This window comes from Nonomuraea polychroma (assembly GCF_004011505.1).
In the GTDB taxonomy this organism is placed as follows: Bacteria; Actinomycetota; Actinomycetes; order Streptosporangiales; family Streptosporangiaceae; genus Nonomuraea; species Nonomuraea polychroma.
Genome location: NZ_SAUN01000001.1, coordinates 9275682 through 9299962, shown reverse-complemented (window position 1 = coordinate 9299962; position 24281 = coordinate 9275682). Strand labels below are relative to the sequence as shown.

At 69.6% G+C, this 24281-nt stretch carries 25 protein-coding genes; 9 read left to right on the top strand and 16 right to left on the bottom strand.

Features of this window, described 5'->3' with window-relative positions; translation table 11 throughout:
• Positions 1 to 78 precede the first annotated feature (78 nt).
• Positions 79 to 759: a class I SAM-dependent methyltransferase gene (locus EDD27_RS42765; protein ID WP_127937670.1), complete on the top strand. Its 681-nt coding sequence runs from the start codon at positions 79 to 81 to the stop codon at positions 757 to 759.
• A gap of 20 nt (positions 760 to 779) precedes the next feature.
• Here the strand turns inward: EDD27_RS42765 and EDD27_RS58080 are convergent, their stop codons facing one another.
• Together EDD27_RS58080 and EDD27_RS42760 are read right to left on the bottom strand one after the other, a co-directional pair.
• Positions 780 to 914 (bottom strand): hypothetical protein, encoded by a 135-nt coding sequence (locus EDD27_RS58080; RefSeq protein ID WP_277750792.1) that lies wholly within the window; start codon positions 912 to 914, stop codon positions 780 to 782.
• Between the two features lie 32 nt (positions 915 to 946).
• The gene (locus EDD27_RS42760; RefSeq protein ID WP_127937668.1) at positions 947 to 1924 is read right to left on the bottom strand and encodes a polyprenyl synthetase family protein; all 978 of its coding nucleotides are present in this window, start codon (positions 1922 to 1924) and stop codon (positions 947 to 949) included.
• 73 nt (positions 1925 to 1997) lie between these two features.
• Between EDD27_RS42760 and EDD27_RS42755 the strand changes: the two genes are divergently transcribed.
• Together EDD27_RS42755 and EDD27_RS42750 are read left to right on the top strand one after the other, a co-directional pair.
• Positions 1998 to 2513 (top strand): flavoprotein, encoded by a 516-nt coding sequence (locus tag EDD27_RS42755; RefSeq protein WP_127937666.1) that lies wholly within the window; start codon positions 1998 to 2000, stop codon positions 2511 to 2513.
• A gap of 45 nt (positions 2514 to 2558) precedes the next feature.
• The gene (locus EDD27_RS42750; protein ID WP_241564912.1) at positions 2559 to 3503 is read left to right on the top strand and encodes a serine hydrolase domain-containing protein; all 945 of its coding nucleotides are present in this window, start codon (positions 2559 to 2561) and stop codon (positions 3501 to 3503) included.
• A gap of 21 nt (positions 3504 to 3524) precedes the next feature.
• On the opposite strand, the gene EDD27_RS42745 is transcribed toward EDD27_RS42750, so the two are convergent.
• On the bottom strand, positions 3525 to 4382 hold the full coding sequence (locus EDD27_RS42745; RefSeq protein WP_127937662.1) for a LysR family transcriptional regulator: 858 nt from the start codon (positions 4380 to 4382) through the stop codon (positions 3525 to 3527).
• A gap of 71 nt (positions 4383 to 4453) precedes the next feature.
• Here EDD27_RS42745 and EDD27_RS42740 point away from each other — a divergent pair, with 71 nt between their 5' ends.
• Positions 4454 to 5332 carry a 4-hydroxy-tetrahydrodipicolinate synthase family protein gene (locus tag EDD27_RS42740; protein ID WP_127937660.1) on the top strand — a complete coding sequence of 293 codons (879 nt, stop codon included), beginning with the start codon at positions 4454 to 4456 and terminating at the stop codon, positions 5330 to 5332.
• Here EDD27_RS42740 and EDD27_RS42735 read toward each other — a convergent pair.
• Positions 5294 to 6439, bottom strand: coding sequence for an FAD-dependent oxidoreductase (locus EDD27_RS42735; protein ID WP_127937658.1), 1146 nt, complete (start codon positions 6437 to 6439; stop codon positions 5294 to 5296). The genes EDD27_RS42740 and EDD27_RS42735 overlap by 39 nt on opposite strands.
• Positions 6440 to 6541: 102 nt before the next feature.
• Between EDD27_RS42735 and EDD27_RS42730 the strand changes: the two genes are divergently transcribed.
• Positions 6542 to 6967, top strand: coding sequence for a MarR family winged helix-turn-helix transcriptional regulator (locus EDD27_RS42730; protein WP_241564544.1), 426 nt, complete (start codon positions 6542 to 6544; stop codon positions 6965 to 6967).
• On the opposite strand, the gene EDD27_RS42725 is transcribed toward EDD27_RS42730, so the two are convergent.
• The 3 genes from EDD27_RS42725 to EDD27_RS42715 are packed head-to-tail and all read right to left on the bottom strand — an operon-like array spanning position 6964 to position 14443.
• Positions 6964 to 11787 carry a DNA repair ATPase gene (locus EDD27_RS42725; protein ID WP_206641904.1) on the bottom strand — a complete coding sequence of 1608 codons (4824 nt, stop codon included), beginning with the start codon at positions 11785 to 11787 and terminating at the stop codon, positions 6964 to 6966. The two genes, EDD27_RS42730 and EDD27_RS42725, sit on opposite strands and share 4 nt — an antisense overlap.
• Positions 11788 to 11798: 11 nt before the next feature.
• Positions 11799 to 13892 carry a flotillin family protein gene (locus tag EDD27_RS42720; RefSeq protein WP_127937652.1) on the bottom strand — a complete coding sequence of 698 codons (2094 nt, stop codon included), beginning with the start codon at positions 13890 to 13892 and terminating at the stop codon, positions 11799 to 11801.
• The gene (locus EDD27_RS42715) at positions 13892 to 14443 is read right to left on the bottom strand and encodes a DUF1449 family protein (RefSeq protein ID WP_127937650.1); all 552 of its coding nucleotides are present in this window, start codon (positions 14441 to 14443) and stop codon (positions 13892 to 13894) included. The genes EDD27_RS42720 and EDD27_RS42715 overlap by 1 nt, the downstream gene beginning before the upstream one ends.
• Before the next feature lie 145 nt (positions 14444 to 14588).
• Here EDD27_RS42715 and EDD27_RS42710 point away from each other — a divergent pair, with 145 nt between their 5' ends.
• Entirely contained in the window at positions 14589 to 15500 is a 912-nt protein-coding gene (locus tag EDD27_RS42710; RefSeq protein WP_127941331.1) for an NADP-dependent oxidoreductase, read from the top strand.
• Here EDD27_RS42710 and EDD27_RS42705 read toward each other — a convergent pair.
• The 3 genes from EDD27_RS42705 to EDD27_RS42695 form a co-directional block, all read right to left on the bottom strand.
• Positions 15490 to 16404, bottom strand: a complete 915-nt coding sequence (locus EDD27_RS42705; protein ID WP_127937649.1) for an aminoglycoside phosphotransferase family protein — start codon at positions 16402 to 16404, stop codon at positions 15490 to 15492. The genes EDD27_RS42710 and EDD27_RS42705 overlap by 11 nt on opposite strands.
• Positions 16404 to 17282, bottom strand: coding sequence for a 1,4-dihydroxy-2-naphthoyl-CoA synthase (locus EDD27_RS42700; RefSeq protein ID WP_127937647.1), 879 nt, complete (start codon positions 17280 to 17282; stop codon positions 16404 to 16406). Before EDD27_RS42700 ends, EDD27_RS42705 begins: the two co-directional genes overlap by 1 nt.
• A gap of 62 nt (positions 17283 to 17344) precedes the next feature.
• Positions 17345 to 17677, bottom strand: a complete 333-nt coding sequence (locus EDD27_RS42695; RefSeq protein WP_020542962.1) for an ArsR/SmtB family transcription factor — start codon at positions 17675 to 17677, stop codon at positions 17345 to 17347.
• Between the two features lie 87 nt (positions 17678 to 17764).
• On the opposite strand from EDD27_RS42695, the gene EDD27_RS42690 reads away from it, so the two are divergent.
• The gene (locus tag EDD27_RS42690; protein WP_127937645.1) at positions 17765 to 17935 is read left to right on the top strand and encodes a DUF3073 domain-containing protein; all 171 of its coding nucleotides are present in this window, start codon (positions 17765 to 17767) and stop codon (positions 17933 to 17935) included.
• On the opposite strand, the gene EDD27_RS42685 is transcribed toward EDD27_RS42690, so the two are convergent.
• Complete coding sequence (locus EDD27_RS42685; protein ID WP_127937643.1) at positions 17898 to 19184, bottom strand: cytochrome P450; 1287 nt, start codon at positions 19182 to 19184, stop codon at positions 17898 to 17900. The genes EDD27_RS42690 and EDD27_RS42685 overlap by 38 nt on opposite strands.
• 67 nt (positions 19185 to 19251) lie before the next feature.
• On the opposite strand from EDD27_RS42685, the gene EDD27_RS42680 reads away from it, so the two are divergent.
• Positions 19252 to 19848 (top strand): TetR/AcrR family transcriptional regulator, encoded by a 597-nt coding sequence (locus tag EDD27_RS42680; RefSeq protein WP_164904038.1) that lies wholly within the window; start codon positions 19252 to 19254, stop codon positions 19846 to 19848.
• Positions 19849 to 19854: 6 nt separating this feature from the next.
• Here EDD27_RS42680 and EDD27_RS42675 read toward each other — a convergent pair whose 3' ends face one another.
• The gene (locus EDD27_RS42675) at positions 19855 to 20742 is read right to left on the bottom strand and encodes an alpha/beta fold hydrolase (protein WP_127937639.1); all 888 of its coding nucleotides are present in this window, start codon (positions 20740 to 20742) and stop codon (positions 19855 to 19857) included.
• A 57-nt stretch (positions 20743 to 20799) separates the two neighbouring features.
• Here EDD27_RS42675 and EDD27_RS42670 point away from each other — a divergent pair, with 57 nt between their 5' ends.
• Positions 20800 to 21153 carry a zinc ribbon domain-containing protein gene (locus tag EDD27_RS42670; protein ID WP_127937637.1) on the top strand — a complete coding sequence of 118 codons (354 nt, stop codon included), beginning with the start codon at positions 20800 to 20802 and terminating at the stop codon, positions 21151 to 21153.
• 24 nt (positions 21154 to 21177) lie between these two features.
• Here EDD27_RS42670 and EDD27_RS42665 read toward each other — a convergent pair whose 3' ends face one another.
• The 4 genes from EDD27_RS42665 to EDD27_RS42650 all read right to left on the bottom strand — a co-directional run bounded on the left by EDD27_RS42665 (position 21178) and on the right by EDD27_RS42650 (position 24280).
• A complete protein-coding gene (locus tag EDD27_RS42665; protein ID WP_127937635.1) occupies positions 21178 to 22599 on the bottom strand; it encodes an LCP family protein in 1422 nt (473 codons plus the stop codon).
• A 93-nt stretch (positions 22600 to 22692) separates the two neighbouring features.
• Entirely contained in the window at positions 22693 to 22953 is a 261-nt protein-coding gene (locus EDD27_RS42660; protein ID WP_127937634.1) for a DUF6510 family protein, read from the bottom strand.
• A 1-nt stretch (position 22954) separates the two neighbouring features.
• Positions 22955 to 23683, bottom strand: coding sequence for a ferredoxin reductase (locus EDD27_RS42655; protein WP_127937632.1), 729 nt, complete (start codon positions 23681 to 23683; stop codon positions 22955 to 22957).
• The gene (locus tag EDD27_RS42650; protein ID WP_127937630.1) at positions 23684 to 24280 is read right to left on the bottom strand and encodes a sulfite oxidase-like oxidoreductase; all 597 of its coding nucleotides are present in this window, start codon (positions 24278 to 24280) and stop codon (positions 23684 to 23686) included.
• Between the last annotated feature and the right edge of the window lies 1 nt (position 24281).

Below are 24281 nucleotides of genomic sequence, written 5' to 3'. Positions count from 1 at the left end.
ACCTCCAAGACCTCATTGAGATATGACGTGAGTGTTCGCAAACGACACGGTAGCTATGGGTTCGACGCACCGTGGGCCATGGCCGGTTTGCTTTTCGGGGCAATCGTGCTGGTGGCCCTGAGTGTGCTCTCGTTCGCCTTGGACGTCCTGCCGGCAGGGGTCGTGTTCCTGTTCGGCGGGCTCTACACCTTGGCCAGTGCGGCCAGCTATCTTTACACGACGCGACGCGGCAAGTTCTCCGTCTGGGCCGAGGAGCTCCAGCGGCTGGAAGGCGACGAGAGGCTGCTCGACCTCGGTTGCGGACGCGGCGCGGTGCTGCTCATGGCGGCCGAGCGGCTGGACAAAGGCCGGGCGACCGGCGTCGACCTGTGGCGCGTTCAGCGCCAGTCCGGCAACGGCGAGGCGACGACCAGGGCCAACGCCGCGGCGGAAGGCGTCGAGGACCGCGTCGAACTGGTCACGGGTGACCTGCGCGACCTGCCGTTCGGCGACGACGCCTTCGACGTGGTCGTGTCCAGCCTGGCCATTCACAACATCTCCGACGCGGAGGGGCGCGGGCAGGCCATCCGCGAGGCGCACCGGGTGCTGCGGCCCGGTGGTCTGATGCTGATCGCCGATTTCCGGCACACGCCCGCGTATGAGGACGTGTTGCGCGAGCTCGGCGTCGTCGACGTACGGCGGCGCGACGCCGGCTGGCGCTTCTGGTACGGCGGCCCATGGTTCAGCACGGACATCCTCGAAGCCCGTAAACCTTCCTGAGAGAAACACCGCGCTCGCGTTCACCATCGGCGCGCCGGCCGCAGCGGGCCCCGCTCCAGGCGCAGCGTGCGCGCCATCCGCGCGTGCACGTCGGCGAGCGGCACGTAGTCGAGGTAGCTCGTGCAGGCGTTCTGGGAGCGGAACGTCGCGGTCATGACGAGCGTGCCGTTCCTGATCCCAACACATCTCAACTGATTGCGGTCAGATGAGCGATGCCGGCCACCCGGTCGATGTACGCGGTCGGGAGGCCGTACAAGAGGGACGCCATCTCCGGGTCGTGGATCACCGGCAGGGCTGCCACCGCGTCGGCGGCCAGGCCGCGGCAGTACGCGATCGTGTTGTCCGCCATGCGGCTCGCCCGCAGCCTGCGCAGCACTTCCTCGGTCATTTCCGGCTTGCCGAGCAGATCCCTGACGTCGGCGTCGGCGCATGCCATGAGCAGGGGCAGGCTGTAGACGCCCTGGCGCAGATCGTTCCCGGCCGGCTTGCCGAGCTGCTCGCTGGTGGCGGTCAGGTCGAGCAGGTCGTCGAGGATCTGGAAGATCAGCCCGAACTTCTCCCCGTACGCCGCCATCCGCGCCCGGTCCTCCGGCGAGGCCTGCGCGCACACCGCCGCCACCAGGCACCCGGCCCGGAACAAGGCGGCGGTCTTGCCGGTGATGGAGCGCAGGGCGCTCTCCTGCGTCCGGTCCACGTTGAACAGGTCGGTGGTCTCCAGGAACTGCCCCTCGGCCAGCTCGACGACGGTCGCGGCCAGCACCTCGGCGACCGGTCTGGACACCGCCGTGATCGCCGCCAGCCCAGCCCTGGCCAGCATGAAGTCGCCGATCACCAGCGCCTTGCCGTCGCCCAGCTCGGCGTTGAGCGTCGGCATGCCGCGGCGCTGGGTTGCCCGGTCCATGAGGTCGTCGTGCACGAGCGACCCGGCGTGAACGAGCTCCACGCAGGCCGCCGCCGTGATCACCCGCCGGTCGGGCGCCTTGCCGAGCGCGATCGAGGTGGCGAGCGTCAGGGCCGGCCGCAACCGCTTCCCGCCGGCGGCGACGATGCGCTCGGCCCCGGCGTTGATGCCGGGCAGTGTGGAGGACCCGCCGAGTCGCCGGACCCTGGCCTCGACCTTCCGTAGACCTTGGACGATGGCAGGACTGCTCAGAAGTTGATCCATACCTCCAGCCTGCGTCGCGAGCGCTGTGCGACGGCTGAGAAACCCTGAGGGCCCTCTCAGTACGCTGGCCACCGTGACCGAATCGCGGGGCAAGGAGCTGTACGTCATCGTGTGCGCGGCAGAGCCGGCCGCGGAGGTCGGCCGCCTCGTCGCCATGGCGCAGGAGGAGGGCTGGATCGTCCAGATCGTCGCCACCCCGTCGGCCCTGGACTTCATCGACGTGCCGGCACTGGAACGGCAGACCGGCCGCCCGGTCCGCAGCCGCTACCGCAAGCCGTCCGAGCCCAAACCGCCCCGGGCCGACGCGATCATCGTGGCGCCGGCCACGTACAACACGATCAACAAGTTCGCTCAGGGCATCGCCGACACCTACGCGCTGGGTGTGCTGGCCGAGGCTCCCGGCCTCGGCATTCCCGTCGTCGTCCTGCCTTGCGTCAACGAGGCCCTGGCCGCCCGGATCCCGTACCGGCGCAGCGTTGAGGAACTGAGGGCGGACGGCGTGCGTGTGCTGTCTGGATTGGACTGGAAACGGGCCCTGGCGGAGTTCGGCTCGCAGGACCAAGGAGGGGTTGAGCCTGACACCGTGTGAGGCGGTATGCCAGATGTACCTACTTTGAGGAGGAATATCGTGGCAATGGCGGAGCGGGTCGACGCCGTCCTGCGGGCAGGTGCGGCGCCTGGCTTCCACGGGCTCGTGGTGATGCGGGGCGGGGAGGTCGTGCTCGAGCGTTACGGGGCGGGGGTCGATTACCGGCTGGGTGATTCTCTGGGGCATGTCGTGTTCGATCGGGACACGTTGCACGACATGCGGTCCGTCTCCAAGAGCATCGTGGCGCTGCTGTACGGCATCGCGCTGGGCGATGGGCTGGTACCGGAGCCGGGGGCGGGGCTGGTGGCGCAGTTTCCGGAATATCGGGATTTAGTGGGGGATCCGGAGAAGGCTCATCTCACCGTCGAGCATGCGCTCACCATGACGCTCGGACTCGAATGGAACGAGGACGCCCCCTACACGAGCACGGCCAACAGCGAGATCGCGATGGAGTTCGCCCCCGACCGCTACCGCTACGTGCTGGAGCGGCCGGTCGTCGAGGAGGCGGGAAAGCTCTGGCGCTATTGCGGGGGCGCGACCGCGCTGCTCGGTGGGATCATCGCGCGCGGGACGGGGCGGCCCTTGGAGGAGTACGCCGCCACGGCGCTCTTCCGGCCGCTCGGGATCACCGACTTCGACTGGTCCAAGGGGATGCACGGGGCGGTGTCGGCTGCGGCCGGGATACGGCTGCGGCCGGTCGACCTGGCCGCCATCGGGCAGCTCGTGCTCGACGGCGGCCGCGGGATCGTGCCGGGTGAATGGCTCCAGGAGATGCTCCGGCCGCGGGTGAACATCGCCGAGGGGTTCGAGTACGGCTACCAGTGGTATCTGGTCACCGGCGACCGTCCCCACGTCAAAGGCATCGGGAACGGCGGGCAGGAGCTGCTCGTCTTCACCGGGGAAGAGTTGGTCGTGGCGGTGACGGCGGGCGAGTACGACGGTGACACGACCAGTTCCAGGGCCGTGCTCGAGGCCGTGCTCACGGAATGAGCAGGATCCGGCCCGATCTTGTCAAAGGGCTGATGGGCGAAGGGCGGCCACCGCCGCTCTGATCGCCGGGTGCTCGCCGTACCCCCTTCTGAAGGCCGCCAGCGTGCGGCGGCTCAGCGGCAGGCGGGTGAGCGTGACCCCGGGCGGCGGCGAGGTCGCGGCCAGGCGTGGCACGAGCGCCACTCCCTGACCCGCCGCCGCGAAGGCGAGGATGGTGTCGAAGTCGTCGATGTGATGGCGGACGCGTGGTTCGAAGCCCGCCGCCTGGCACGCCCTGATGGCCATGGTGTGGCAGAGGGTGCCCGGCTTGTTCACGATCCACGGGTCGTCGCGGGCGTCGGCGATCGAGGGCCGGTCGGTCAGGTACATCGGCTCGCTGAACAGCGGCTCGGTCTCGATGGCGTCGTCGGTGACCGGCGGGACGAAGTCGTACTCGTGCACGAGCGCCACGTCCAGCTCGCCGGCCCGCAACGCGGCCGAGACGTCGGCGGGGTCGATCTCGGCGACCATCGGCTCCAACCCCGGGTGTGCCGCCGTCAGGGTGGCGAGGGCGCCGGGCAGGAGCACGCGAGCCGCAGTCGGGAACGCGCCGATCCGCAGAGGTCCCGTCGGCCCGCCGCGCACGGCGGCGAGCGCGGCGGAGGCACGCTCCAGTTGTTCGAGCACCGCCTGCGCGTGCTCGACGAGGAGCCGGCCCGCCGGGGTGAGTGTCACGGTGCGGCCGGTGCGCTCCAGCAAGGGCACGCCGGCCTCCCGCTCCAGCGCGCTGAGCTGCTGGGAGACGGCCGACGGCGTGAACGTGACCGCCTCCGCCACCGCGGCGATCGTGCCGCGCCTGGCCAGTTCGCGGAGCAAGACGAGCTTGCGTGGATCCAGCATAAGTTGAGCTTACGCTCCAACGTAGAAATCCGAACTGGACCTAACGGGTTGTGGCAGGTCAGGCTCGAAGCATGTTGAGAGGAATCCACGTGCCGCTGGTCACCCCGTTCACCTCGGACGGGGACGTGGCGGTCGACACGATCGAGAAGCTCGCTCACCAGATGCTCGACGAGGGCGCGGCCGGGCTGGTCGCGCTGGGCACCACCGGCGAGGTGGCGGCGCTCGAACCCGAGGAGCGGGCCCGGGTGATCGAGGTGTGCGTACGGGTCTGCGGGCAGCGGCAGGCGCTGCTGACGGTCGGGGTGACGGGGAACGACCTGCGTTCGACGGCGCGGGCGTTGCGGAGCCTGCCTGAAGGCGTCGGTGCCGCCCTGGTGACCGTCCCGTATTTCCTGCGGCCCGGCGAACGCGGCGTCGTCGCGTACTTCGAGGCGCTGGCCGAGGAGACGCCGGTGCCGCTGGTGATCTACCACATCCCCTACCGGACGGGGCAGGCCGTGGGCGCCGCGACGCTGCGCCGGCTGGGGGCCCATCCGATGGTCGCCGGTGTGAAGTACGCGGCAGGCGGGATCGATCAGGATGCGATCGATCTGCTGGCGGACCTGCCCGACGGGTTCGAGGTGGTCGGCGGCGACGACGCGTTCGTCTCGCCGCTGCTCGCGCTGGGCGCCTCGGGTGGGATCCTGGCCTCGGCGCACCTGCGTACCAGGGAGTTCGTCGAGCTGGCGGACGCCTGGCAGGCGGGGGACACGCCCCGGGCGCGGGCGCTCGGGCACCGGCTGGCCCGGCTCTCGGCGGCGCTCTTCGCCGAGCCCAACCCGACCGTGATCAAGGGCGTGCTGCACGCCCAAGGCCTGATCCCGACGCCGGACGTGCGGTTGCCACTGGTGCCCGCCGGGGCGGAGGCGGTGTCACAGGCTCGCCTGGTAGCGGTACATCCAGGACAGTGACTCCTGGCTCGCGCTCTTCTTGAGGAAGATCGGCAGCATCAGGTCGCGGAAGACCCGGGCGACCGGGCCCGCGGCCTTGCTGTTGCTGATCGTCCTGGAGTACGCCACGACCCGCTCCACCCTGGGCCGCCGCTCGGCCTCGTACCGCTCGAACGCCTCGCGATGATCCCGGCTGTCGCGCAGGCACCTGGCGAGGACGATCGCGTCCTCGATGGCCAGAGAGGCGCCCTGGCCCGCGCTGGGCGAGGTGGCGTGCGCGGCGTCGCCGAGGAGCAGGACCCGGCCGCGGTGCCACACGGGCACCGGCGGCAGGTCGTGGATCGGCAGGCCCATCCCGACCTCGCTGCGCCCGATGAGCTCGGCGGAGGCGTTGGCGTCGTCCTCGAACGCCTTGACCAGCTCCGGCCGCCAGCTCTCTGGAACGTCGCCGAGCCGCCTGGGCAGGTTCGCGAACCACCAGGTCTCGCCGGACTCGGCCACGGAGTAGCCGAAGAACGCGTGCTTGCCGAACACCATGTGGTACTCGCCGGGCTCGCCGGCGAGGGTGCCGCCCTTGACGATGCCGCCGAAGCTGTACAGGCCGCTGTAGCGGGGCGCGGGGGCTTGCGGGTCGAGGATCGCGCGGGTGCGTGAGTGCACGCCGTCGCAGGCGATCAGCAGGTCGCCGGTGGCCTCCGAGCCGTCCTCGAATCTCGCTGTGACCTCGCTGCCGTGGTCTTCGAAGGCGGTCAGGCGCTTGCCGTGGTGCACGTGGATCCCGCGCTCGACGGCCTCGTCGCGGATGGTGCGGTAGAGGTCGGAGCGCTGGACGGTGTGGCTGACCGTGCCGTCGTCGAGCCGCAGGCCGTTGGCCACCTCGCCGAGGCGCTTGCCCGAGCCGCTCCACATGACCATCCGCGGGGTGGGTATGGCCGTGTCCAGCACCTGGCGGTGCGCGCCCAGCACGCGCAGGGCGGCCAGGCCGTTCGAGGCGATGTTGAGAAAGGAGCCCACGTTCTCCGCGCCCTGCCCGTACGCCTCGAAGATCTCGGCCTCGATGCCCACCTCGCGCAGGGCCATGGCGGTGACCGGTCCTGCAATGCCGCAACCTATGACAAGAGCCTTCATTATGATAACCTTTCGTTCGGTCGAACGAAATATATGACGAAGGCAGGGCCCGTGTCGAGAGGTATTTCGGAGCATCGAAAGAAATTGTTCGAGGAGCTCGCCATGGCGGGGCGGGACAGCAGCAACGCCGCCGTGATGTACCACACCGCCATGGGCGAGCGCCTGGGCCTCGGCATGACCGAGGAGAAGACCCTCGACCTGCTGCAACGCCTCGGCCCGATGACGGCGGGCGAGATCGCGCAGCACACCGGGCTGGCGCCGGCGTCGGTCAGCGGCCTGATCGACCGGCTGGAGGGCAAGTGGCTGGTGCGGCGGATCCGCGACACCAAGGACCGGCGCCGGGTCATCGTCGAGATCAACCAGGAGCGGCTGGCCGGCTTCGGCGAGCTGTTCGAGCCATTCGTGGCCGCGCTCGCCGAGCTCTACGAGCGCTACACGGACGAGCAGCTCGAAGTCATCCTCGACTACCTCACCCGGTCGACCGCCCTGCAGCGCGAGGCCACCGCAGGGCTGGCCGACGGCGCTTAGCGGTCGGTCTCTCTGATGGCCGTGCCGACCTCCCCCACCCGATCGGCGAGCAGACCGATCGCGCCCACCGCCCTGGCCATCGGGTCATCGTCCGCGCCGCCCAGCGCCTTGGCCCTGAGGTAGGCCCGCTTGATCTCCGCCCAGCGCGCGGCCTGGTCAGGGGTCAGGCGGCCGCGCAGCTCGGCCAGCTTGAGCAGGTTGGCCTCGGCGTCCGTGGTCAGCGTCTGTGCCTCGCCCACGTAGTGGTCGTCGATCACCACTTCCAGCTCGGCGTCGTTCATCGCGGGCACGATGCGCTCGGCCAGCTTGTTCATGTTCCGGTACGAGCCCTGCAGCCGGTACGGCGGCTCCGTGCGGGCGGCGTCGGACTGGGCGGCCGAGGCGATGTACGCCTGGTTGTTGGCCAGCACGACCTCCTGCACCCGGACCAGCTTCGCCAGGACGCTGAGGATCTGGTCCAGCTCCGGCTTCGTGTACGGGTGCTTGAGCTGGTCCGGCTGGACTGTCGTGTCACCCTTCGCGAGGCGGACGAGCAGCTCGACATCCCCGCGGTCGCGGCCGGACAGCGGGGCCAGCACCGGGTTGGAGGTGAGCGCGTTGTCGATGTAGCTCAGCGCGAACAGCTCGTCCTTGCCCGACAGCACGTCGCCCAGGTTCCACACGTCGGCCCGGTTGGCGAGCATGTCGGGGATGCGGAAGCGCTGGCCGGACTCGGTGTACGGGTTGCCCGCCATGCACACCGCGAACCGCTTTCCGCGCAGGTCATAGGTGCGGGTACGGCCGTTCCACACACCCTCGATGCGGCGCTGGGCGTCGCAGAGCGAGATGAACTTCTGCAGGAGCTCGGGCGAGGTGTGCTGGATGTCGTCCAGGTAGAGCAAGGTGTTGTTGCCCGTTTCGAGGGCGAACGAGATCTTCTCCACCTCCTGCCTGGCCGTCGCGTCGGGGGCGTCCGCCGGGTCGAGCGAGGTCACCTCGTGGCCCAGCGCCGGGCCGTTCACCTTGACGAAGACCAGGCCGAGGCGGCTGGCCACGTACTCCATCAAGGTCGTCTTGCCGTAGCCGGGGGGTGAGATGAGCAGGAGGAGGCCCATCTGGTCGGTGCGTTTGCCCGCGCCCGCGGCGCCCAGCTGCTTGGCCAGGTTGTCGCCGATCAGCGGCAGGTACACCTCGTCGAGGAGGCGGTTGCGGACGAAGGCGCTCATGACCTTGGGCTTGTACTCGTCCAGGCGCAGGCGGTTTCGTTCCGCCTCGACCAGCTCGTTCCTGCTGCGCTGGTAGGCACGGTAGGCGGGGACACGATCCTCTCGGAAGTGGCGGGTTCTGGCGAGGATCTCGTCCAGCTGGATGTGCAGTTTGCGGTCTTTGATCCGGGGGTGGGTGCCGAGGAGGCCGTCCACGGTTTCGGCGGTGGTGGCGCTGGAGTCGTGGCGGGGGAGGTCGCCGCACAGCTGGACGGCGACGGCCTCGGCGGTCTCCAGGCCTTGACGGTAGGAGCTCAGCCAGGCGTGGGCGAGTTGGAGGCGTTCGGGGAGGGGGAGTGCCTTGAGGTCCTCCTCGAACCCGCGCAGCTTGACCGGGCCCAGGGCCTGGCGGAAACCGTCCAGGAGGTCGCGTGCCGCCTTACTGGTCACGAAACCGATGGGGCTGCCGGCGAGCTCCTCGACGAGATACTCACCCGCCATGCTGAAGCCGGTGGTGAGCGGCGCATGGGCCGCGAGGCCGGCCATGAAGGCGTCGATCCGGGCCCCCAGCTCAGTAGCGAGGGAGCCCAGGGCGGGCGCGATGCCGAAGACCGTCCGTGCACGGATCAGCGACACCGCTCGCGTGGTGAATGTTTTACGTGAAACCTCGTCCACGCCGAAGGCCCAGAACAGCTGGGCCATGGCCCGGACCTGGGCTGGATAGCGCAGGAGCCCTGCGCCCTCACGCAGCCGCACCAGCGTGTCGAGGATCATCGTCGCGTCGTGGTCGTGGACCCCGCGTTCGTAGCCCTCGTCGTACCGGGACTCGGCGGCCTGACGGACCAGATCGGACAGGGGTGCGCCCGGAGTGACGGAGTCCAGGAGGGAGGCGGCCAGGTGTTCGGCGCGGTAGACGTCGGGCGTCTCCGACACCAGGAGCTGGTCCCAGAAGGGCCGGGTGTGCTCGAACGAAGCCGGAACGGGCGAGCGGTAGTCGGTGCCCGTGATCGCGAAGTACAAAGACCCGTCGTGCGGCACCAGCGTCAGATCGATGGGCTGGGTGTTGACCGCGAAGCGGTGGTGGCCGAGCCGGAGGGTCTCGCCGCCGTCGGAGAACAGGTCCAGGCGGTCCCGGAGCGCCCGTGCCGCTTCCTGCTGCGCGGACTTGATCCGGCCGTCCAGTTCTTCCGCCCGTACGGCGTCCCCGAGCGAACGCAGCTCCCCGGCTGCCGAGCGGACCTTGGCCACCATCGGGTCCGTCGCGAAATAGGTGTTGACCTCGTCCAGCGAGTCCAGGGAGCCGAGCCGGCGGGTGATGCTGCCGAGAACGCGTTCGGCCGAGCCGAAGAGCCGGTCCGCGCGCCGGGCCAGCTCATCCAGCTGGGTCTGCTTGCGCGCCGAGAACGCCTCGTAGACGTCGTCCCGCTTGGCCGACAGCTGCGCGGCGAAGTCGTCGAACTCGCCGAAGCGCGACTCCAGGTTCTCCAGCTGGAGCATGAGCCGCCCGAGCTGCTCGTCGCACTTCTCCGGCGTGTCGGCCACCGCCAGCGCACCGGTGATGGCCTGCCCGAGCAGCGCGAACTCGGCGGCGAACGCGGCCCGGCCCTCCGTGCCGAGCAGCTCGCGCCGGCGCCCGTCGAGCAGGGCGCGGGCCCGGTTCACGCCGCCGAGCACCTCCGCGATCCGCCCCAGGATGGACGTGCGTACGGTGGCGTCGGCGATGTCCAGCGAGCCGACGACCTCCGTGACCACCTCCAGGCCCTCCGTCTGCTCCGCCAGCCGCTCGGCTACGGGCGCGGCCTCGGCGACCGTGGCGATGGCGGCGGCGTCGGCGGCAAGCTGCTCGACGGCCGCGTGGTAGGAGGTGAACGCGTCCTCACCGGAGAGGAACGTGACCGCACGACGGCCGGTCGCGGTCACCTCCTCGGCCACGGAGGCGGACAGCCTGTCCAGCGCGGCCAGGTCGATGTAGCGGACCTCGCGCAGCGTCACCAGGTGGCCCTGGGCGCGGCGGAGCGTGGCCAGCATGGTCACCCAGGCGTCGGCGGTGGCGGGGCTGTCGGCACGCGCCTGGCGTACCAGCTGGGTGGTCTCCTCCGTGGCCTTGGCCAGCGTGTCGGCGGCCTGGCGGGTGAGGTGCTCGACGTTCTCGTACTCGTCGAGGACCTGTTCGGCGGTGGCGCGGACGTCGGCGAGCGGCGCGCGCAGGCCGTGCTCGCCGAGCCAGTGGTAGGAGTCGAAGGCCCGCGTGCAGGCGGCGATCAGTCCTTCGAACGTGCCCGCCGACGGCGCCATCTCCTCGACCATGCGTGCCACGGACAGGCAGTCGGAGATCCCGCGCACCAGATCGGCGTTGCCGATGCGTTCCAGCGGGCCGGTCCCGGCGGGCTGGGCGGCGGCGTAGGTGTCGGAGACGTACGGCGTCTGCCAGACCTGCATCGGGTGGACCCGGGTGGGCTCCTCGGAGGTGGCGCGGAAGACCACCATCGTGCCGTCGTCGAACAGCGAGTACCCATGGCAGACGATGGGGTTGGCCACCTCCTTCCTGATCACGTTGTACGGGAGCAGCAACGACCGCCCGTCGCCCCTGGCGTGGAAGACGTACAGGACGTCCTCGCCGTTGGGGGAGCGGACCACCCGCTCGAACTCCAGGTCCGTCACGTCCGTGTCGAACGTCTTGCTGACCCCGGTCGTCAGGTAGTAGCCGCCAGGGAAGATCAGGCCCTGGTCCTCGGGAAGGCGCTGGCAGGCCTGGCCGATGCCGTCCAGCCTGATCACGGCCTTGGTGCGGGTGTTGAAGACCAGGTGACGCCACTCGGTCTCCTTGTACGGCCTGATCCGCATGAGGATCAACGGCCCCACCCTGGCGTACTCGACGTCGGCGTCGGCCAGGCTCTGCAGCGCCTCGGTGACCGGTTCGGCGTAGATGCCGGCGCCGGTCTCCGTGTTGTCCTCGATCTTGATGGTGAGGTCGCCGCCGACGGTCTCGACGAACACCTCGCCCTGGATCGAGATGTGCGGGTGCCGGCCGAGCACGTGATCGTCCCGGGTGGTGACCGTCCACTCGAAGTCGTGCGACGGCGGGAAGACATGGTCGCGCTCGCCTCGGCTGTCCAGATATTTCGGGATCCCGTCGTTCCCGACCGTCCAGCGCAGCACCCGCATGTCGCCAGGGCCGGTCTGGAACACGGCGAGCAGCTTGCCCTCCACCCGCCTGAGCTGCTGGAGCCTGGTCTCCTTGTAGTACCGGTAGAGCTCGGCGAAGTCCTTCTTGAACGCCGGGTCGTCCAGCGTCTCCAGCTTGTCGGCGTCGAACCTGAAGGCGTCGCCGTCCCTGGAGAACCGGTGCACCGCGAACACGTCGGACACCGCCGTCTCGGGTTTGAGCCCGATGAAGACGTTGTAGCCGAACAACATCACGTCACCCAGGGAGACGATGTCCCGGGGCACGCAGTTGTTCTCGGTGCGGATGCGCTCGGTGCCCAGCAGGCGCAGCTCGGCGCCGCCGAAGACCTTCAGCCGCTCTCCGTTGAGCGTCTCGGCCGCCGCCGCGAGGCTCTTGGCCTGGGCCTGGAGGCGGTTCCTGAGTACCTCATAGGTTCCCGCCTCCAGCTGCGCCTCAGCGACCACGCTCATTTCGCTAAGGCTCATTTCGTCCCGGCCAGCGCGGCGACCGGCGAGTCGGCCACGCCGAGGCGGCGGGCCGTCTCAAGCAGCTCGCCGAGCGCCGACGACTGCGGTCCGCCGTCCTGGATGAGCCTCATGAGCAGGGCGGACACGGTCAGGTTCTTGATGTCCTCGGTACGGACGCCGCTGATGACGTTCGCGAGGTCGGCCGCCAGGCTGGCCTGCCCGTTGACGTACGGGCCGACGAGCGCCCCGGCGACCTGAGAGTGGTCCACGAACCCGTCGACCACCTTGCCCGCGGTGATCGAGCCGACCACCCTGTCGAAGAACATCGTGTCGCCGCCGACGATGTCGATGTTGGCCTTGGCCAGCCCGGCGGCCAGCACGCTCGCCTGCGACTCGGCCACCTGCCGCGACACGTCGATGTGCTTGAGCCGGATCTCCTTGTCGGCCTCCAGGCGCAGGCGGTACTCCTCGTGCCCTCTGCTGGCGTCGTCCAGCGCGGCCAGCGCGGCCGCCTTCTCGGTGAGACCCTCGGCCTCGGCCTTCAGCTTCTCGCCCACCGCGGCCGCGCCGGCCAGCGCCATCGCCTGCTCGCCTTCGGCCTTCGCCTTGAGCCGCTCGCCCTCCACGACCGCCATGGCCTTGGCGCCCTCGGCCTCGGCGGTGAGCTTCTCCTTCAGCGCCACGGCCTCGGCGCGGCCGACCTTCTCGATGGCCTCGGCGTCGCGCTCCTTGACCTGGACCTGCGCCAGGCCGGCCGCGGCGGACTCGGCCTGGACGCCTTCGGCCAGCCGGATCTTGGCCCGGGTCTCCAGCTCCGCGGCCTGCTGCCTGGCCTCGGCGAGCACGAGCTCCTCGCGTGCCTTGAACTTCGACGCGGCCTCGGCGGCCTCGGCCGCCTTGATGTCCTTGACCAGGTTCTCCTGGGCCTCCGCCTCGGCGGCGATGATGACCTGCTGACGGGTGCGCTCGGCCTCCTCGACGACGCGCAGCCGCTTGATGGCCTCCTCCTGCTCGGCCACGGTCTTGTCGACCACGATGCGCTCGCGGATGACCTCGGCGATCGTGCGCTTCTCGGTCTCGACTTCCTTGTCCTTGGCGATGCGCGACAGCTCGGTCTCCCGCTCGCGGGCGATGACCTCCAGGACGCGGTCCTTCTCGATGCGCTCGCTCTCGATGGCGATCACGCGCTCGCGGTTCTTCATGGCGACCGCGATCTCGCGGTCCTTGTTCTCGTGCTGCACGCCGAGCTGCTCGTCGGTCTTGATGTGCGCGGCCTGGGCACGCAGCCGCTCCTCGGCCGCCACGCGGGCGATCTCCGCCTCCTCGCGGGCCTTGACCGTCTCGATCTCGCGCCTCTGCTTCATCTCGGCGTCGGCCTGGCGGCGCTGCAGCTCGAGGATGGCCTCGCGGGCGTCCACGTTCTGGCGGGTGATCTCTTTTTCCTCGTGGCGCTGGAACTCGTTCGTGCGGACGTGCTCGATGGCCGTCAGCTCGGTGATCTTGCGGATGCCCTGTGCGTCGAGGATGTTGTTCTTGTCGAGCTGGAGCAGCGCCGTCTGCTCCAGGTAGTCGATGGCGGCGTCTTCCAGGCTGTAGCCGTTGAGGTCGGTGCCGATGAGCCGGACGATCTCGTCGCGGAACTCGTCACGCTTGGTGTAGAGGTCGACGAAGTCGAGGTGCTTGCCCGCGGTCTTGAGCGCCTCGGAGAACTTGGCGTTGAACAGCGCCTGCAGCGTGGCCTCGTCGCTGGCCCTGGCGGTGCCGATGGCCTGGGCGACCTTGATGACGTCCTCGGCGGTCTTGTTCACGCGGACGAAGAACGTGATCTTGATGTCGGCCCTGATGTTGTCCCGGCAGATCAGGCCCTCGCGGCCGGTGCGCTCGATCTCGATCGTCTTCACCGAGATGTCCATGATCTCGGCCTTGTGGACGACGGGCAGCACCACGGCGCCGGTGAACGTCACGTCGACCTTGTTGACCTTCGACACGATCAGCGCCTTGCCCTGCTCGACCTTGCGGAAAAGCCGGGCGATGAGGACGAGGAGGCCGATCACAATGATCAGGATGACGGCGAGGAAAACACCGAAGCCGGTTGAGATGACGTCCATCAGAGCTCGCTTTCGTAGGGCATGACCCAGAAGAATTCGCCGTCTGCGTCGTATTCGAAGATGAGTGCTTTGTCGCCGCGGCTGAGGCGGTCCTGTCCGGTCGTGCGTACCTGCACGACCGCGGAGGAGCCGTCGGCGGCGGTGACCTCGGCCTGGCCGAAGTCGTGCGTGGCAGAGCCGGTGCGGATGACGCACATCTGGCCGACGAAGTCACCGCGCGAGTGCTTGTCCCCCTCGGGGAAGAGCCTGCGCAGCGGAACCACCAGGCCACGGGTGGCGAGCCAGGCTCCACCCGCGGCGGCGAAGGGGACGGCGATCAGCAGGCCGCCGCTCACGAATTGGCTGCCGATCAGGCTCAGCAGCCAGGCCAGCGCGATCAGCAGCGAGATCGTGATCCCGGCCGGGACTCCCCCAAGGCCCAGCCAGGGCGCGTCGTCGTCCAGCTCGAAGAGGCCGGTGATGACGACCAGCCAATAACCGGCGACCACCACGAGCAGAAAACTGAAAATGACCGTCGGAAAGCTCAGTGCGGTGCCTAAGAACTCGCCCATCCCGCCTCGGTGCCCATCCCCCGTGTGATGTCCGTGTCGGACTATATCGAGATAAAGAGCGAGTAAAGGTAAAAGTTCCCGAACAGTATGAGCAGTTGACCTCAACCATGGTTGAGGTAGCAGGCTAAGGCCCATGAACGAAGTGATGAGGGCGGCGGCCTTCGCCGTGCCCGGCGGTCCCGAAGTGTTGAAGGTGATGGAGCTGCCGGCGCCGCAGGCAGGTCCTGGGCAGGTACGCGTTCGGGTGCGGGCGGCCGGCGTGCAGCCGTTCGACGCGGCCGTACGGGCCGGATGGCTGCCGCCGTACATGAGCGAGGTCGGCTTCCCGCGGATTCCGGGCAACGAGTTCGCGGGCGTTGTGGACCAGGTGGGCGAGGGCGTGACCGGGGTGTCGGCGGGGGACGAGGTGCTCGGGTTCTCCCGGCTGTTCTCCTACGCCGAGTACATCGTTGTCGACGGCACGGACGTGGCCCACAAGCCGGCCGGCGTGCCGTGGGAGGTGGCCGGCGGGCTGACCTCCGGTGTGCAGACGGCCGAGCTGGCTCTGGACGGGCTCGGCGTCAAGGAGGGCGAGACGCTGCTCGTGCACGGCGCGGCCGGATCGGTGGGGACGGCCGCCGTGCAGATCGCCAGGATGCGGGGAGCGACCGTGATCGGCACCGCCCGTGAGGTGAACCACGACTACCTACGCGAGCTCGGCGCCGTCCCGGTCGTCTACGGGGACGGGCTGGCCGACCGGGTCCGCGCGCTCGCGCCGGGCGGGATCGACGCCGCCCTGGACGGGGCCGGGGGCCACGCCTTGGACGTCTCCCTGGAGCTGGTGCCCGACCGCGGGCGCATCGTCACTCTGGTCGAGCACGGCAAGGCCGCCGAGCTGGGGGTCAAGCTCGTCCAGGGCGAGCGTACGGCCGAGCGGCTCGGGCGCTACGCCGCGTTGTACGCCGAGGGTCGCTTCAGCTTCCCGGTGCGGCGGGCGTACCGGCTGGAGGAGGCCGCGGACGCGCACCGGGAGATCGAGACCGGGCACGGCCAGGGCAAGATCGTTCTCACGATCTGACGCGTACGGCCTCGGCGACGGCCAGGCCGATCTCGTCGAGCTCGCGCTCGCCGTCCTCGACGTCCCACAGGGCGTTCTGCAGGACCCGGCCGAGCGTCCAGCGTGCCGCCCGCCGCGGGTCGAGGCCGAGCCCGTCCACCATGAGGTCGAAGCGGCGCAGCACCGCCCGCGTCACGTCGCCGGTGGCGACCACGTCGTCCCACCGGTTCCACAGGGCGGGACAGAGGTCGAACCCCGGGTCGCCGGCCAGCGGCTTGGGGTCGATGGCCAGCCACGGCTCCCGGTCGGCGGCCAGCACGTTGTCGTAGTGCAGGTCCCAGTGCAGCAGCCGGTCGCCGGGCTCGAGGACGAGCTCGGCGACCGCGTCCGCGCACCACCGCAGCCAGCGGCGGTCCTGCTCGCGCGGCAGTTTCGTGAGGGCCTCGTCCACGTCGTCGAGCATGGCCTGCGCGATGTCACCGAGGCGGCGCATGCCCTCGGGCGCGGGGTGGGCGACGAGCCGGGCGAGCAGCTCGGTCAGGATCTTCAGCGCCTCGATGTCGTCGGGCAGGGCCGACAGCGGGCGGTCGGCGTGCAGCCGTTCCAGCAGCAGGGTGCCGGTGTCCGGGTCGGAGTCGAGCAGCCGCACCGACGCGTCGCCGTCCCAGGCGCGCAGCCCCATCGCCTCGGTGGCGTTCTCGTCGGTGACCGGCTGCAGCTTCAGAGCGGCCCGCGTGCCGTCCGCGCGGATCACCGGCAACACCAGCGACACCACGCCGTGGCCGGGCTCGCCGTCGAGCCGCAGCTCCCATTCCTCCAGGTAGCGCTCGGCCAGCGCGGGCAGCCCGGCGGACCAGGCGCGCCCCGCCTCTCCGTCGTACTTGACGTGGGATGCGGTCAGGGCCGCCGGTACCTCGATCCGCATCAGTAGTGCCAGGGGAAGGGCGACCAGTCGGGGGAACGCTTCTCCAGGAACGAGTCGCGCCCTTCGGCCGCCTCGTCCGTCATGTACGCCAGCCGCGTCGCCTCGCCCGCGAAAACCTGCTGCCCCACCAGCCCGTCGTCGATCATGTTGAAGGCGAACTTCAGCATGCGCTGCGCCGTGGGCGACTTGCCGTTGATCTTGCGGGCCCACTCCAGGGCCGTGGCCTCCAGCTCCGCATGCGGCACCACGGCGTTGACCATGCCCATGCGGTGGGCGTCGGCCGCGGTGTAGGTGTCGCCGAGGAAGAAGATCTCGCGGGCGAACTTCTGCCCGACCTGCCGCGCGAGGTAGGCCGAGCCGAAGCCGCCGTCGAAGCTGGCCACGTCGGCGTCGGTCTGCTTGAACCGGGCGTGCTCCGCGCTGGCCAGCGTGAGGTCCGCCACGACGTGCAGGCTGTGGCCGCCGCCCGCCGCCCACCCGGGCACGACGCAGATCACGACCTTGGGCATGAAGCGGATCAGGCGCTGCACCTCCAGGATGTGCAGGCGTCCGGTCGAGGCCGAGCCGTCGGCGTACTGATAGCCGTCCTTGCCCCTGATGCGCTGGTCGCCGCCGGAGCAGAAGGCCCAGCCGCCGTCCTTCGGCGACGGGCCGTTGCCGGTGAGCAGCACGCAGCCGACGTCGGTGGTCTGCCGGGCGTGGTCGAGCGCGCGATAGAGCTCGTCCACGGTCTGGGGACGGAAGGCGTTGCGCACGTCGGGGCGGTTGAAGGCGATCCGCACCGTGCCCTGGTCCACAGCCCGGTGGTAAGTGATGTCGGTGAAGTCGAATCCCTCGACCACCTGCCATGCCTTGGGATCGAACAGCTCGGAGACCATGCAGGAGAGCCTAGTAGATCTGCTCTTCGGCCCAGGGCCTGGTGTCCCGCGGCGGACGTTCGCTAGGTGACCTCCGCGCGCAACTCGGCGAGCAGCTCCCCTTGGTCGGCGAGCATGTCGGTGAGGATGCGGCGGGCGGCGCCGAGCAGATCGGCCAGCTCCGGTGTGGCCAGCGTGTAGACCACTGTGCTGCCCTCGCGGATCGCGCTCACGATCCCCGCCCTGCGCAGGACCGCGAGCTGCTGCGAGAGGCTGGACGGCTCGATGTCGATCTGGGCCAGTAGATCCCTGACGGGCAGCGGCCCTTCCTGGAGTAGCTCCAACACTCTGATGCGAGCGGGGTGGCCGAGCGTCCGGAAGAAGTCGGCCTTGGCCTGATAGACCTCCACGTGCATATAGCCCAGACTAATCCAGCGGAGTTGCATAATTCTTCAAGTCACCATGTTGTTGGATAGCATGACTGCGGGGACTAGGGAGTAGCCATGGGCCGAGGAAGAGCCAAGGCGAAGCAGACGAAGGTCGCTCGCCAGCTGAAGTACGCCAACCACAACATCGACTACGACCGGCTCCGCGAGGAGCTCGGTGCCGATACGCGGCGCGAGGAGAGCTACCCGTCTACGGCATCGGAGCAGGAGTCCGAGCGCGCGCAATGACGCGGGTCAGCTTCGCGGGGGCAAGGGTGACGTTCTTCAGCCGCCTGGCCTCCGGCGCCTGATCGGGCGCCGAGAGCTCCAGGCGGTGCAGCACCTCGCGAATGATGACCCGCATCTCCAGAAGCGCGAGCTGCGCGCCGACGCAGAAGCGCCGGCCGCCGCCGAAGGGCATCCAGGCCCTGTTCTGGTGCCCCTCCATGAAGCGTTCCGGGCGGAACTCCTCAGGAGAGGGGAACGCTTCGGGGTCGCGGTGCACGAGAGGGATGTACGGCCCGGCATACCAGCCGGCCGGGATCTCGTATTCGCACAGCGGGAGCGGGGCGTCGAGCAGCCGCGGCGCCTCATAGACGGCGGGCCGGACGCGTAGCACCTCCTTGACCACCGCGTCGAGGTAGGGTTCGTCGTCCGGCAGTCGTTCCATGACCTCGGGCATGCGTAGGAGCCGCTCGAAGGCCCAGGCCAGGCCGGTCGCGGTGGTCTCGTGACCGGCGATCAGCATGGTGATCAGCTCGTCGCGGATCTCCTGGTCGCCCAGGCCGGTCTCGAGCAGCCGGCTGAGCACGTCCGTGTCGCCGGCTCCCGTGGCCGAGCGCCGACGGCGGATCTCGTCGAACAGGATCGTGTCGACCTCTGCCCGGATCCGGACGAACCGCCCGTAGGCCAGGAACGGCGCCCGCGCCGCGAATGCCCGCAGCCGCTCCGGCAGCATGATCGTCTGCATTGACCCGCCGGTCTCGATCAGCTCGGGCAGCAGCGTTTGCAGCCTGCTCACTCGCCCGGCGTCCCTGATGCCGAAGATCAGTCTGATGATGATCTCCAGCGTGATGTCCTGCATGCGTTCGCGCAGCGCCAACGGCCTGCCCAGCGGCCAGGTCGCGATCTTCTCCGCCGCGATCGCGGCGATCTCGTCGCGGTAACCGGCGACCTGCTTGGCCCGCAGCGGCGGGTTGAGCAGCTTGCGGTGCCGCCACCAGTCGTCGCCGTCCAGCGTCAGCACCGAGTGCGCGCCGACCATGTGCTCCAGGAAGTCGCGCCGCGCCGCACCGGCGCGCCCACCACCCTGGTCGGTCTGGTAGACTTGCGCCGCCAACTCTCCGGTGGCCACGTAGACCTCCGGCGGATAACCCGTGAAGCGCACCGCGAAGACGGGCCCGTACCTGCGGTGCAGGTTTTCCATCATGCCGGGCGAGTCCCGCATGAACCACGCGGTCTGCACCAGCGACGGAAGCCTCGGTCCTGGAGGGAGCATGGCTTGCGCCTCCTAAGTAGATGTACGTGTGTCATAGACGCTCGTATACATCTGTACCATGGATTCCGTGGCGAGAACAGAGGCCGGTGGATACCGGGACAAGTTGCTGGCGGGCGCGGTGGCATGCCTGCAGGAGAAGGGCTATGCCCGCACCACCGCACGAGACCTGGTCGCCGCCTCCGGCACCAACCTGGCCTCCATCGGCTATCACTTCGGGGGCAAGGACGCGCTGCTCAACGAGGCCATAGCCGGCTTCTTCGACCAGTGGACCGCGCACGTCGAGCGGTCGTTGTTCGGCGCCGTGCTCGGCAGCCCCAGGGAGATGCTGGAGCGCGCGATGATCGCGCTGGTCGACGTGTTCGAGGAGCTGCGGCCCCAGCTCATCCTGTGCGTCGAGGGTTACCCGGCGGCGCTGCGCGAGCCCGTGCTGCGGGAGAAGATGGCCGAGGCCTACGCCCGGGCGCGGCAGACAGGCGCCGACATGATGAGGCGGGCTGCCGCGCAGCTCGGCGTCGAGCCGCCGATGTCGCCCGAGATCCTGGTGTCGGTGCTGGTGGCGATCGCGGACGGGCTCATGCTGCAGTGGCTGCTCGACCCGGCGAGCACGCCCGACGCCCGCCAGGTCGTGGACGCGCTCGCCGCCCTCTCGCAGTTCATCGCCTAGCCCGGCCTACCGTGCGGTGTGGCGGACGATGGCCGTGGCCAGTTCCTCGTACGCCTGGGGCGGCAGCATGTGCCCCATCCCGTCGATCATCAGCAGCTCGGCGCCCGGGATCCGCTCGGCGATGATCGCGCTGTGGCCGGGCTTGGCCGGCTCGTGCGTGCCCTCGATGACCAGCGTCGGCGCCTTCACCCCGCCCAGTGCGTCCGTCGGCTCGAAGTCCGGGCCGGCCGCGTACGCCAGGCGGTGATTGACCAGGGCCGACAGATCGCGGGCCCGCTCCAGCACCCGTTCCTGCAGGTGCCGCTCCGCGTCCTCGTCGAACGGCAGTGCGGTGCCGTGCAGCACCCGCGCCTCCTCGATCATGCGCGCCACCTGCTCGCGCCGGTCGGCCGGCGGAGGGGCGGCGATCATCTTCGTGTAGAACTCCACGAACTCGGGCCTCGGCGGCGGCAGGCTTCCCTCGGGCTGCGGCTGCCCGGTGAGCGCCCGCATGAGCACCTCGCCCTCGTGCTCGCCCAGTGGCGAGGAACCGATCACGGTGAGCGTGCGCACCCGCTCCGGCTGCTCGACGGCGATCAGCTGGCCGAGCAGCCCGCCTGCCGAGTGGCAGACGAGGTGCGCGCTGTCCAGCCCGTACGCGTCCAGCACGCGCAGCACGTCGTCCCTGATGTCGAGCCACGTGTACCGCTGCTTCTCGAAGTCGAAGGTGGCCGACCTGCCGGTGTCGCGGTGGTCGTACCTGATGACCCGGCGACCGGCCGCGGCCAGCCGCCCGACGAACTCGTCCGGCCACAGGATCCCCTGCGTCATCGACCCCATCACCAGCAGGATCGGCGGGTGCGTGGCATCTCCGAACTCCTCGGTCCAGAGTTCCACGCCGTCAATGTTGATCATGTTCGTTTGCATGGCTCAAGTCTGCTCTGGAGGGTTACGCATGCCCCTTTGTGGGCTATGCCGTTCCACCAGCTGGGCGAGTTCCTCGCCTACAAGGCGCGCCGGGCTGGTGTCGCCTTCGTGGAGGTGGATCCGGCCTACACCTCGCAGATGTGCCCGAACCGCTGGTGTGGGCACACCGGGCGAGGCAACCGCCCCACCAGGGACACCTTTGGCTGCGCGTCGTGCGGGTTCGCTGGACCAGCCGACCATATCGCCGCACTCAACGTCGAAAGGCGGGCGAGCGCGGTGTGGGCATTCGTCAACATGCCCAACGAGCCCGCCGTGGAAAGCGGGCTCAGTGCGCCCCGAGCCGGTCAGCCAGACCGGATCGAGAGGCGCAAGCCCAGAGCTTCAGCGCTGGGTCGTTGACTAGTCCTACTGGCTATGACGCCGTCAGGTGGCGCAGGAATCGTGGGTGGCGTCGAAGCCCTTGATCGACTCCGTGTCGTCCGCGCGCAGCGGTTTCACGCCCTTCCAGTCGTCGCCGATCACGAGCACCAGCCGGTTCGTACGCGCGGCGTCGATCTTCCTGGCGGCGGCGGGGCCGAGGAGGTCGTTCGTGAGCGTGGGCACGCGGGTCTCGCCGTTCGGCCCGTACAGGATCGTGGTCTTCGCCTGCGGCTTGCGTGCCGAGTCGCCGATCTTCGTGATGTGGTAGCCGCGCTGCTCCAGGAAGGCCGCCACCTGGGTGCCGAGGCCGCTGCGCCAGGTGCCGTTGCGTAGCTCGATATTGATCTTGGAGCGGGCCACCTTGGTCTGGCCGCCCTTGATGCCGTCGACGCTCTGGTCCCTGGCCACGATCCGGAACAGCTGCCCGGCCTGCGGCTGCACCCACTCGACCCGGCCGGGCTGGGTGAGCGAGTAATGCCACGGGGTGGTGATGAAACGGATCTTCCCGGCGTCCAGGCCCTGGAGGCTGGTGGCCAGGTCCTTCATGACGCCCGCGGACAGGCCTCGATCGGTGGTCACCGCCTTGGTGGCGGCGTCGAGGATGGCGAAGAGCTTGGCCGGGTCGGTGAGCGTCTCGCCGCTCATCACCTTCTTGACCATCGAGGCGATGAACATCTGCTGCCGCTGGATGCGCCCGATGTCGGAGCCGTCACCCAAGCTGTACCGGGCGCGTACGTACCCGAGAGCCTGCTCGCCGTTGAGCGTCTGCCGCCCCGCCGGCAGGTGCAGCAGCGCCTTGTCGTCGTCCACCCGCTGCGGCAGGCAGACCTGCACGCCGCCCACGGCGTTCACCATGCTCTTGAAGCCGGTGAAGTCCACCTTGACGAAGTGGTCGATGTGGATGTGGGTCAGCGTCTCGATCGTCTTCCAGGTGCAGGCGATGCCGCCGAAGTTGAACGACTCATTGATCATGCCGAGGTGCGGCCGCTGCCCCGGGTGGCCGCCGGTGGCCCGGCAGGCGGGCAGCTGGACCAGCGAGTCGCGGGGGAAGCTGATCACCATCGCGTTGTCGCGCTCGGACGACACGTGCACCAGCATGATCGTGTCGGTGCGCTCGCCCGTGACGCGGCGGCCGTACTTGGCGTTCTTGCCGGTGCGCTGGTCGGAGCCGACGACCAGGATGTTCATGGCGGTGCCGGCGACCTTGGGCGGGCGGGTGGCCCCGAGATCGTCGGCGGTGACGTCCTCGTGCTTGATGTTGCCGCTCAGCTTGGCGAAGATGCCGACCGCGACACCCGCGACCAGGAGGACGACGGTCACCGTGACCGCGATCACCCAGCGCAGCCAGGTCCTTCTCCGGCGCCGTGGCGGCGCGTCGGGATCGGAAGGATCGGAAGCTGGCACGTCGACAAGCCCGCTGCTCACGTGACTCCCCAGGGGCGAGGGCCGGAAGGGCCGCCGCCCCTGACCAAGAGCCTCGCCGTACAGATCTCGGCCGTGGAACGTGCCTGAGTGTACTCAGTCAGGCACGGTCATGCGGAGTGACACGGCGCCACGCAGGTCCAGCCAGGCCGTGCCGGGACCGCGTACCAGCCTCAGCACCACCTCCTCGCAGCCCGGGCAGCGGGCGACCAGGCCGGGCTCGGGGCCGTACACGTGCAGGGCGGCGAGGGGTCCCGCCAGCCCGCAACTCGCGCAGCGGCCGGTGGCGGCGGTGACGTCCACGGCGAAGATCTCGCCGAGCGGCCCGCCCAGGGCATTGCCATCCAAATGCGTCATGTCAGTCTCCGGTCGGGCCGAATCGTTCGGTTCTGATCCGCTCCGGCGCGTGCCCGAGCGTCAGCAGCAGGTCGGCGGCGGCCTCCACGAAGCCGGTCGGCCCGCACACGTAGCAGTCCGGCGCGAAGTCGGCCGGCCAGCCGCCCTCAGCCAGGTCGGCCACGGTGAGCCGCCCGGCGGGGCGGGCCGAGCCGGGCGGGGAGGTCCTGCTGTAGAGGTAGGTGATGTCCAGGCCGGGCTCGGGCCGGCGCAGCTCGGCGGCGTAGTAGCGGTGGTCCTCGTCTCGTAGCGAGTAGAGGAGGCGGAACGGCACGCGGCTGTCCGCCTGCCGGCGCACTCTGATCATCGCCATCAACGGCACGATCCCGGATCCGCCGCCGACCAGCAGCACCGGCGCCTTGCTCTCCGGACGCCACACGAACCAGCCGCCGACCGGGCCGCGGATCTCGACCTGGTCGCCGGGCTCGATCACCTCGGTCAAGTAGGGCGAGACCTCACCGTCGGGCACGGTCTCCACGGTCACCTCGATGCGGTCGCCGTCCGCGGGTGCGGCCAGCGAGTAACTGCGTTGCGCGGTGTAGCCGTCGTCGGCCGTCAACCGCACGTCCACGTGTTGCCCCGCCAGGTGCCCGGGCCAGCCGGGCACGTCGAGCACCAGTGTGCGGGCGGTGGCGGTCTCGGCGCGGATCTCGTGCAGGCGGGCGGCCTGCCAGGCCAGGCGGCGGCGCACCTAGTCGCCCTCGTAACGCTGCTCGCGCCACGGGTCGCCGTAGTTGTGGTATCCGGCGGTCTCCCAGAAGCCGGGCCAGTCCTCGTTGAGCAGCCGGATGCCGCGCACCCACTTGGCGGACTTCCAGAAGTACAGGTGCGGCACGATCAACCGGGCCGGGCCGCCGTGCTGTGGCGCCAGCTCCTCGCCGTCGAAGCTGTGCACGATCCACGCCTTGCCGTCGAGCAGGTCCTCCAGCGGCAGGTTCGTGGTGTAGCCGCCGTAGGAGTAGACCAGTGCGTATTCGGCGGCTGTCTCGACGTCCTCGAAGAACACGTCCAGGGAGACGCCCTCCCAGGTGGTGCCGAGCTTGGACCACTTGGTGACGCAGTGGATGTCCACCGTCGGCGTCTGCATGGGCAGCGCCATGAACTCTTCCCACGACCAGCGGTGTGTCTGCTCGGCCTCGGTGTCGATGGCGAACTCCCACCGGTCGAGCGGGACCCGCGGCGTCGGCCCGGCTGACAACACCGGGAAGTCCTCGACCAGGTATTGGCCGGGCGGTAGGTCGCCGCCCTCTCTGCGCCTTCCGCGGAAGCCGCGCGAAACGATGCTCACG

Coding starts and splice junctions, on each gene's coding strand:
- EDD27_RS42760 (WP_127937668.1), bottom strand. CDS start 1,924: ATGGATCAACTTCTGAGCAGTCCTGCCATCGTCCAAGGTCTACGGAAG.
- EDD27_RS42710 (WP_127941331.1), top strand. CDS start 14,589: ATGAGGGCGGCGGCCTTCGCCGTGCCCGGCGGTCCCGAAGTGTTGAAG.
- EDD27_RS42715 (WP_127937650.1), bottom strand. CDS start 14,443: ATGGGCGAGTTCTTAGGCACCGCACTGAGCTTTCCGACGGTCATTTTC.
- EDD27_RS42725 (WP_206641904.1), bottom strand. CDS start 11,787: ATGAGCGTGGTCGCTGAGGCGCAGCTGGAGGCGGGAACCTATGAGGTA.
- EDD27_RS42700 (WP_127937647.1), bottom strand. CDS start 17,282: ATGGTCTCCGAGCTGTTCGATCCCAAGGCATGGCAGGTGGTCGAGGGA.
- EDD27_RS42765 (WP_127937670.1), top strand. CDS start 79: ATGGCCGGTTTGCTTTTCGGGGCAATCGTGCTGGTGGCCCTGAGTGTG.
- EDD27_RS42690 (WP_127937645.1), top strand. CDS start 17,765: ATGGGCCGAGGAAGAGCCAAGGCGAAGCAGACGAAGGTCGCTCGCCAG.
- EDD27_RS58080 (WP_277750792.1), bottom strand. CDS start 914: ATGACCGCGACGTTCCGCTCCCAGAACGCCTGCACGAGCTACCTCGAC.
- EDD27_RS42670 (WP_127937637.1), top strand. CDS start 20,800: ATGCCGTTCCACCAGCTGGGCGAGTTCCTCGCCTACAAGGCGCGCCGG.
- EDD27_RS42695 (WP_020542962.1), bottom strand. CDS start 17,677: ATGCACGTGGAGGTCTATCAGGCCAAGGCCGACTTCTTCCGGACGCTC.
- EDD27_RS42740 (WP_127937660.1), top strand. CDS start 4,454: ATGTTGAGAGGAATCCACGTGCCGCTGGTCACCCCGTTCACCTCGGAC.
- EDD27_RS42705 (WP_127937649.1), bottom strand. CDS start 16,404: ATGCGGATCGAGGTACCGGCGGCCCTGACCGCATCCCACGTCAAGTAC.
- EDD27_RS42660 (WP_127937634.1), bottom strand. CDS start 22,953: ATGACGCATTTGGATGGCAATGCCCTGGGCGGGCCGCTCGGCGAGATC.
- EDD27_RS42735 (WP_127937658.1), bottom strand. CDS start 6,439: ATGAAGGCTCTTGTCATAGGTTGCGGCATTGCAGGACCGGTCACCGCC.
- EDD27_RS42750 (WP_241564912.1), top strand. CDS start 2,559: ATGGCGGAGCGGGTCGACGCCGTCCTGCGGGCAGGTGCGGCGCCTGGC.
- EDD27_RS42685 (WP_127937643.1), bottom strand. CDS start 19,184: ATGCTCCCTCCAGGACCGAGGCTTCCGTCGCTGGTGCAGACCGCGTGG.
- EDD27_RS42675 (WP_127937639.1), bottom strand. CDS start 20,742: ATGATCAACATTGACGGCGTGGAACTCTGGACCGAGGAGTTCGGAGAT.
- EDD27_RS42730 (WP_241564544.1), top strand. CDS start 6,542: ATGGCGGGGCGGGACAGCAGCAACGCCGCCGTGATGTACCACACCGCC.
- EDD27_RS42720 (WP_127937652.1), bottom strand. CDS start 13,892: ATGGACGTCATCTCAACCGGCTTCGGTGTTTTCCTCGCCGTCATCCTG.
- EDD27_RS42745 (WP_127937662.1), bottom strand. CDS start 4,382: ATGCTGGATCCACGCAAGCTCGTCTTGCTCCGCGAACTGGCCAGGCGC.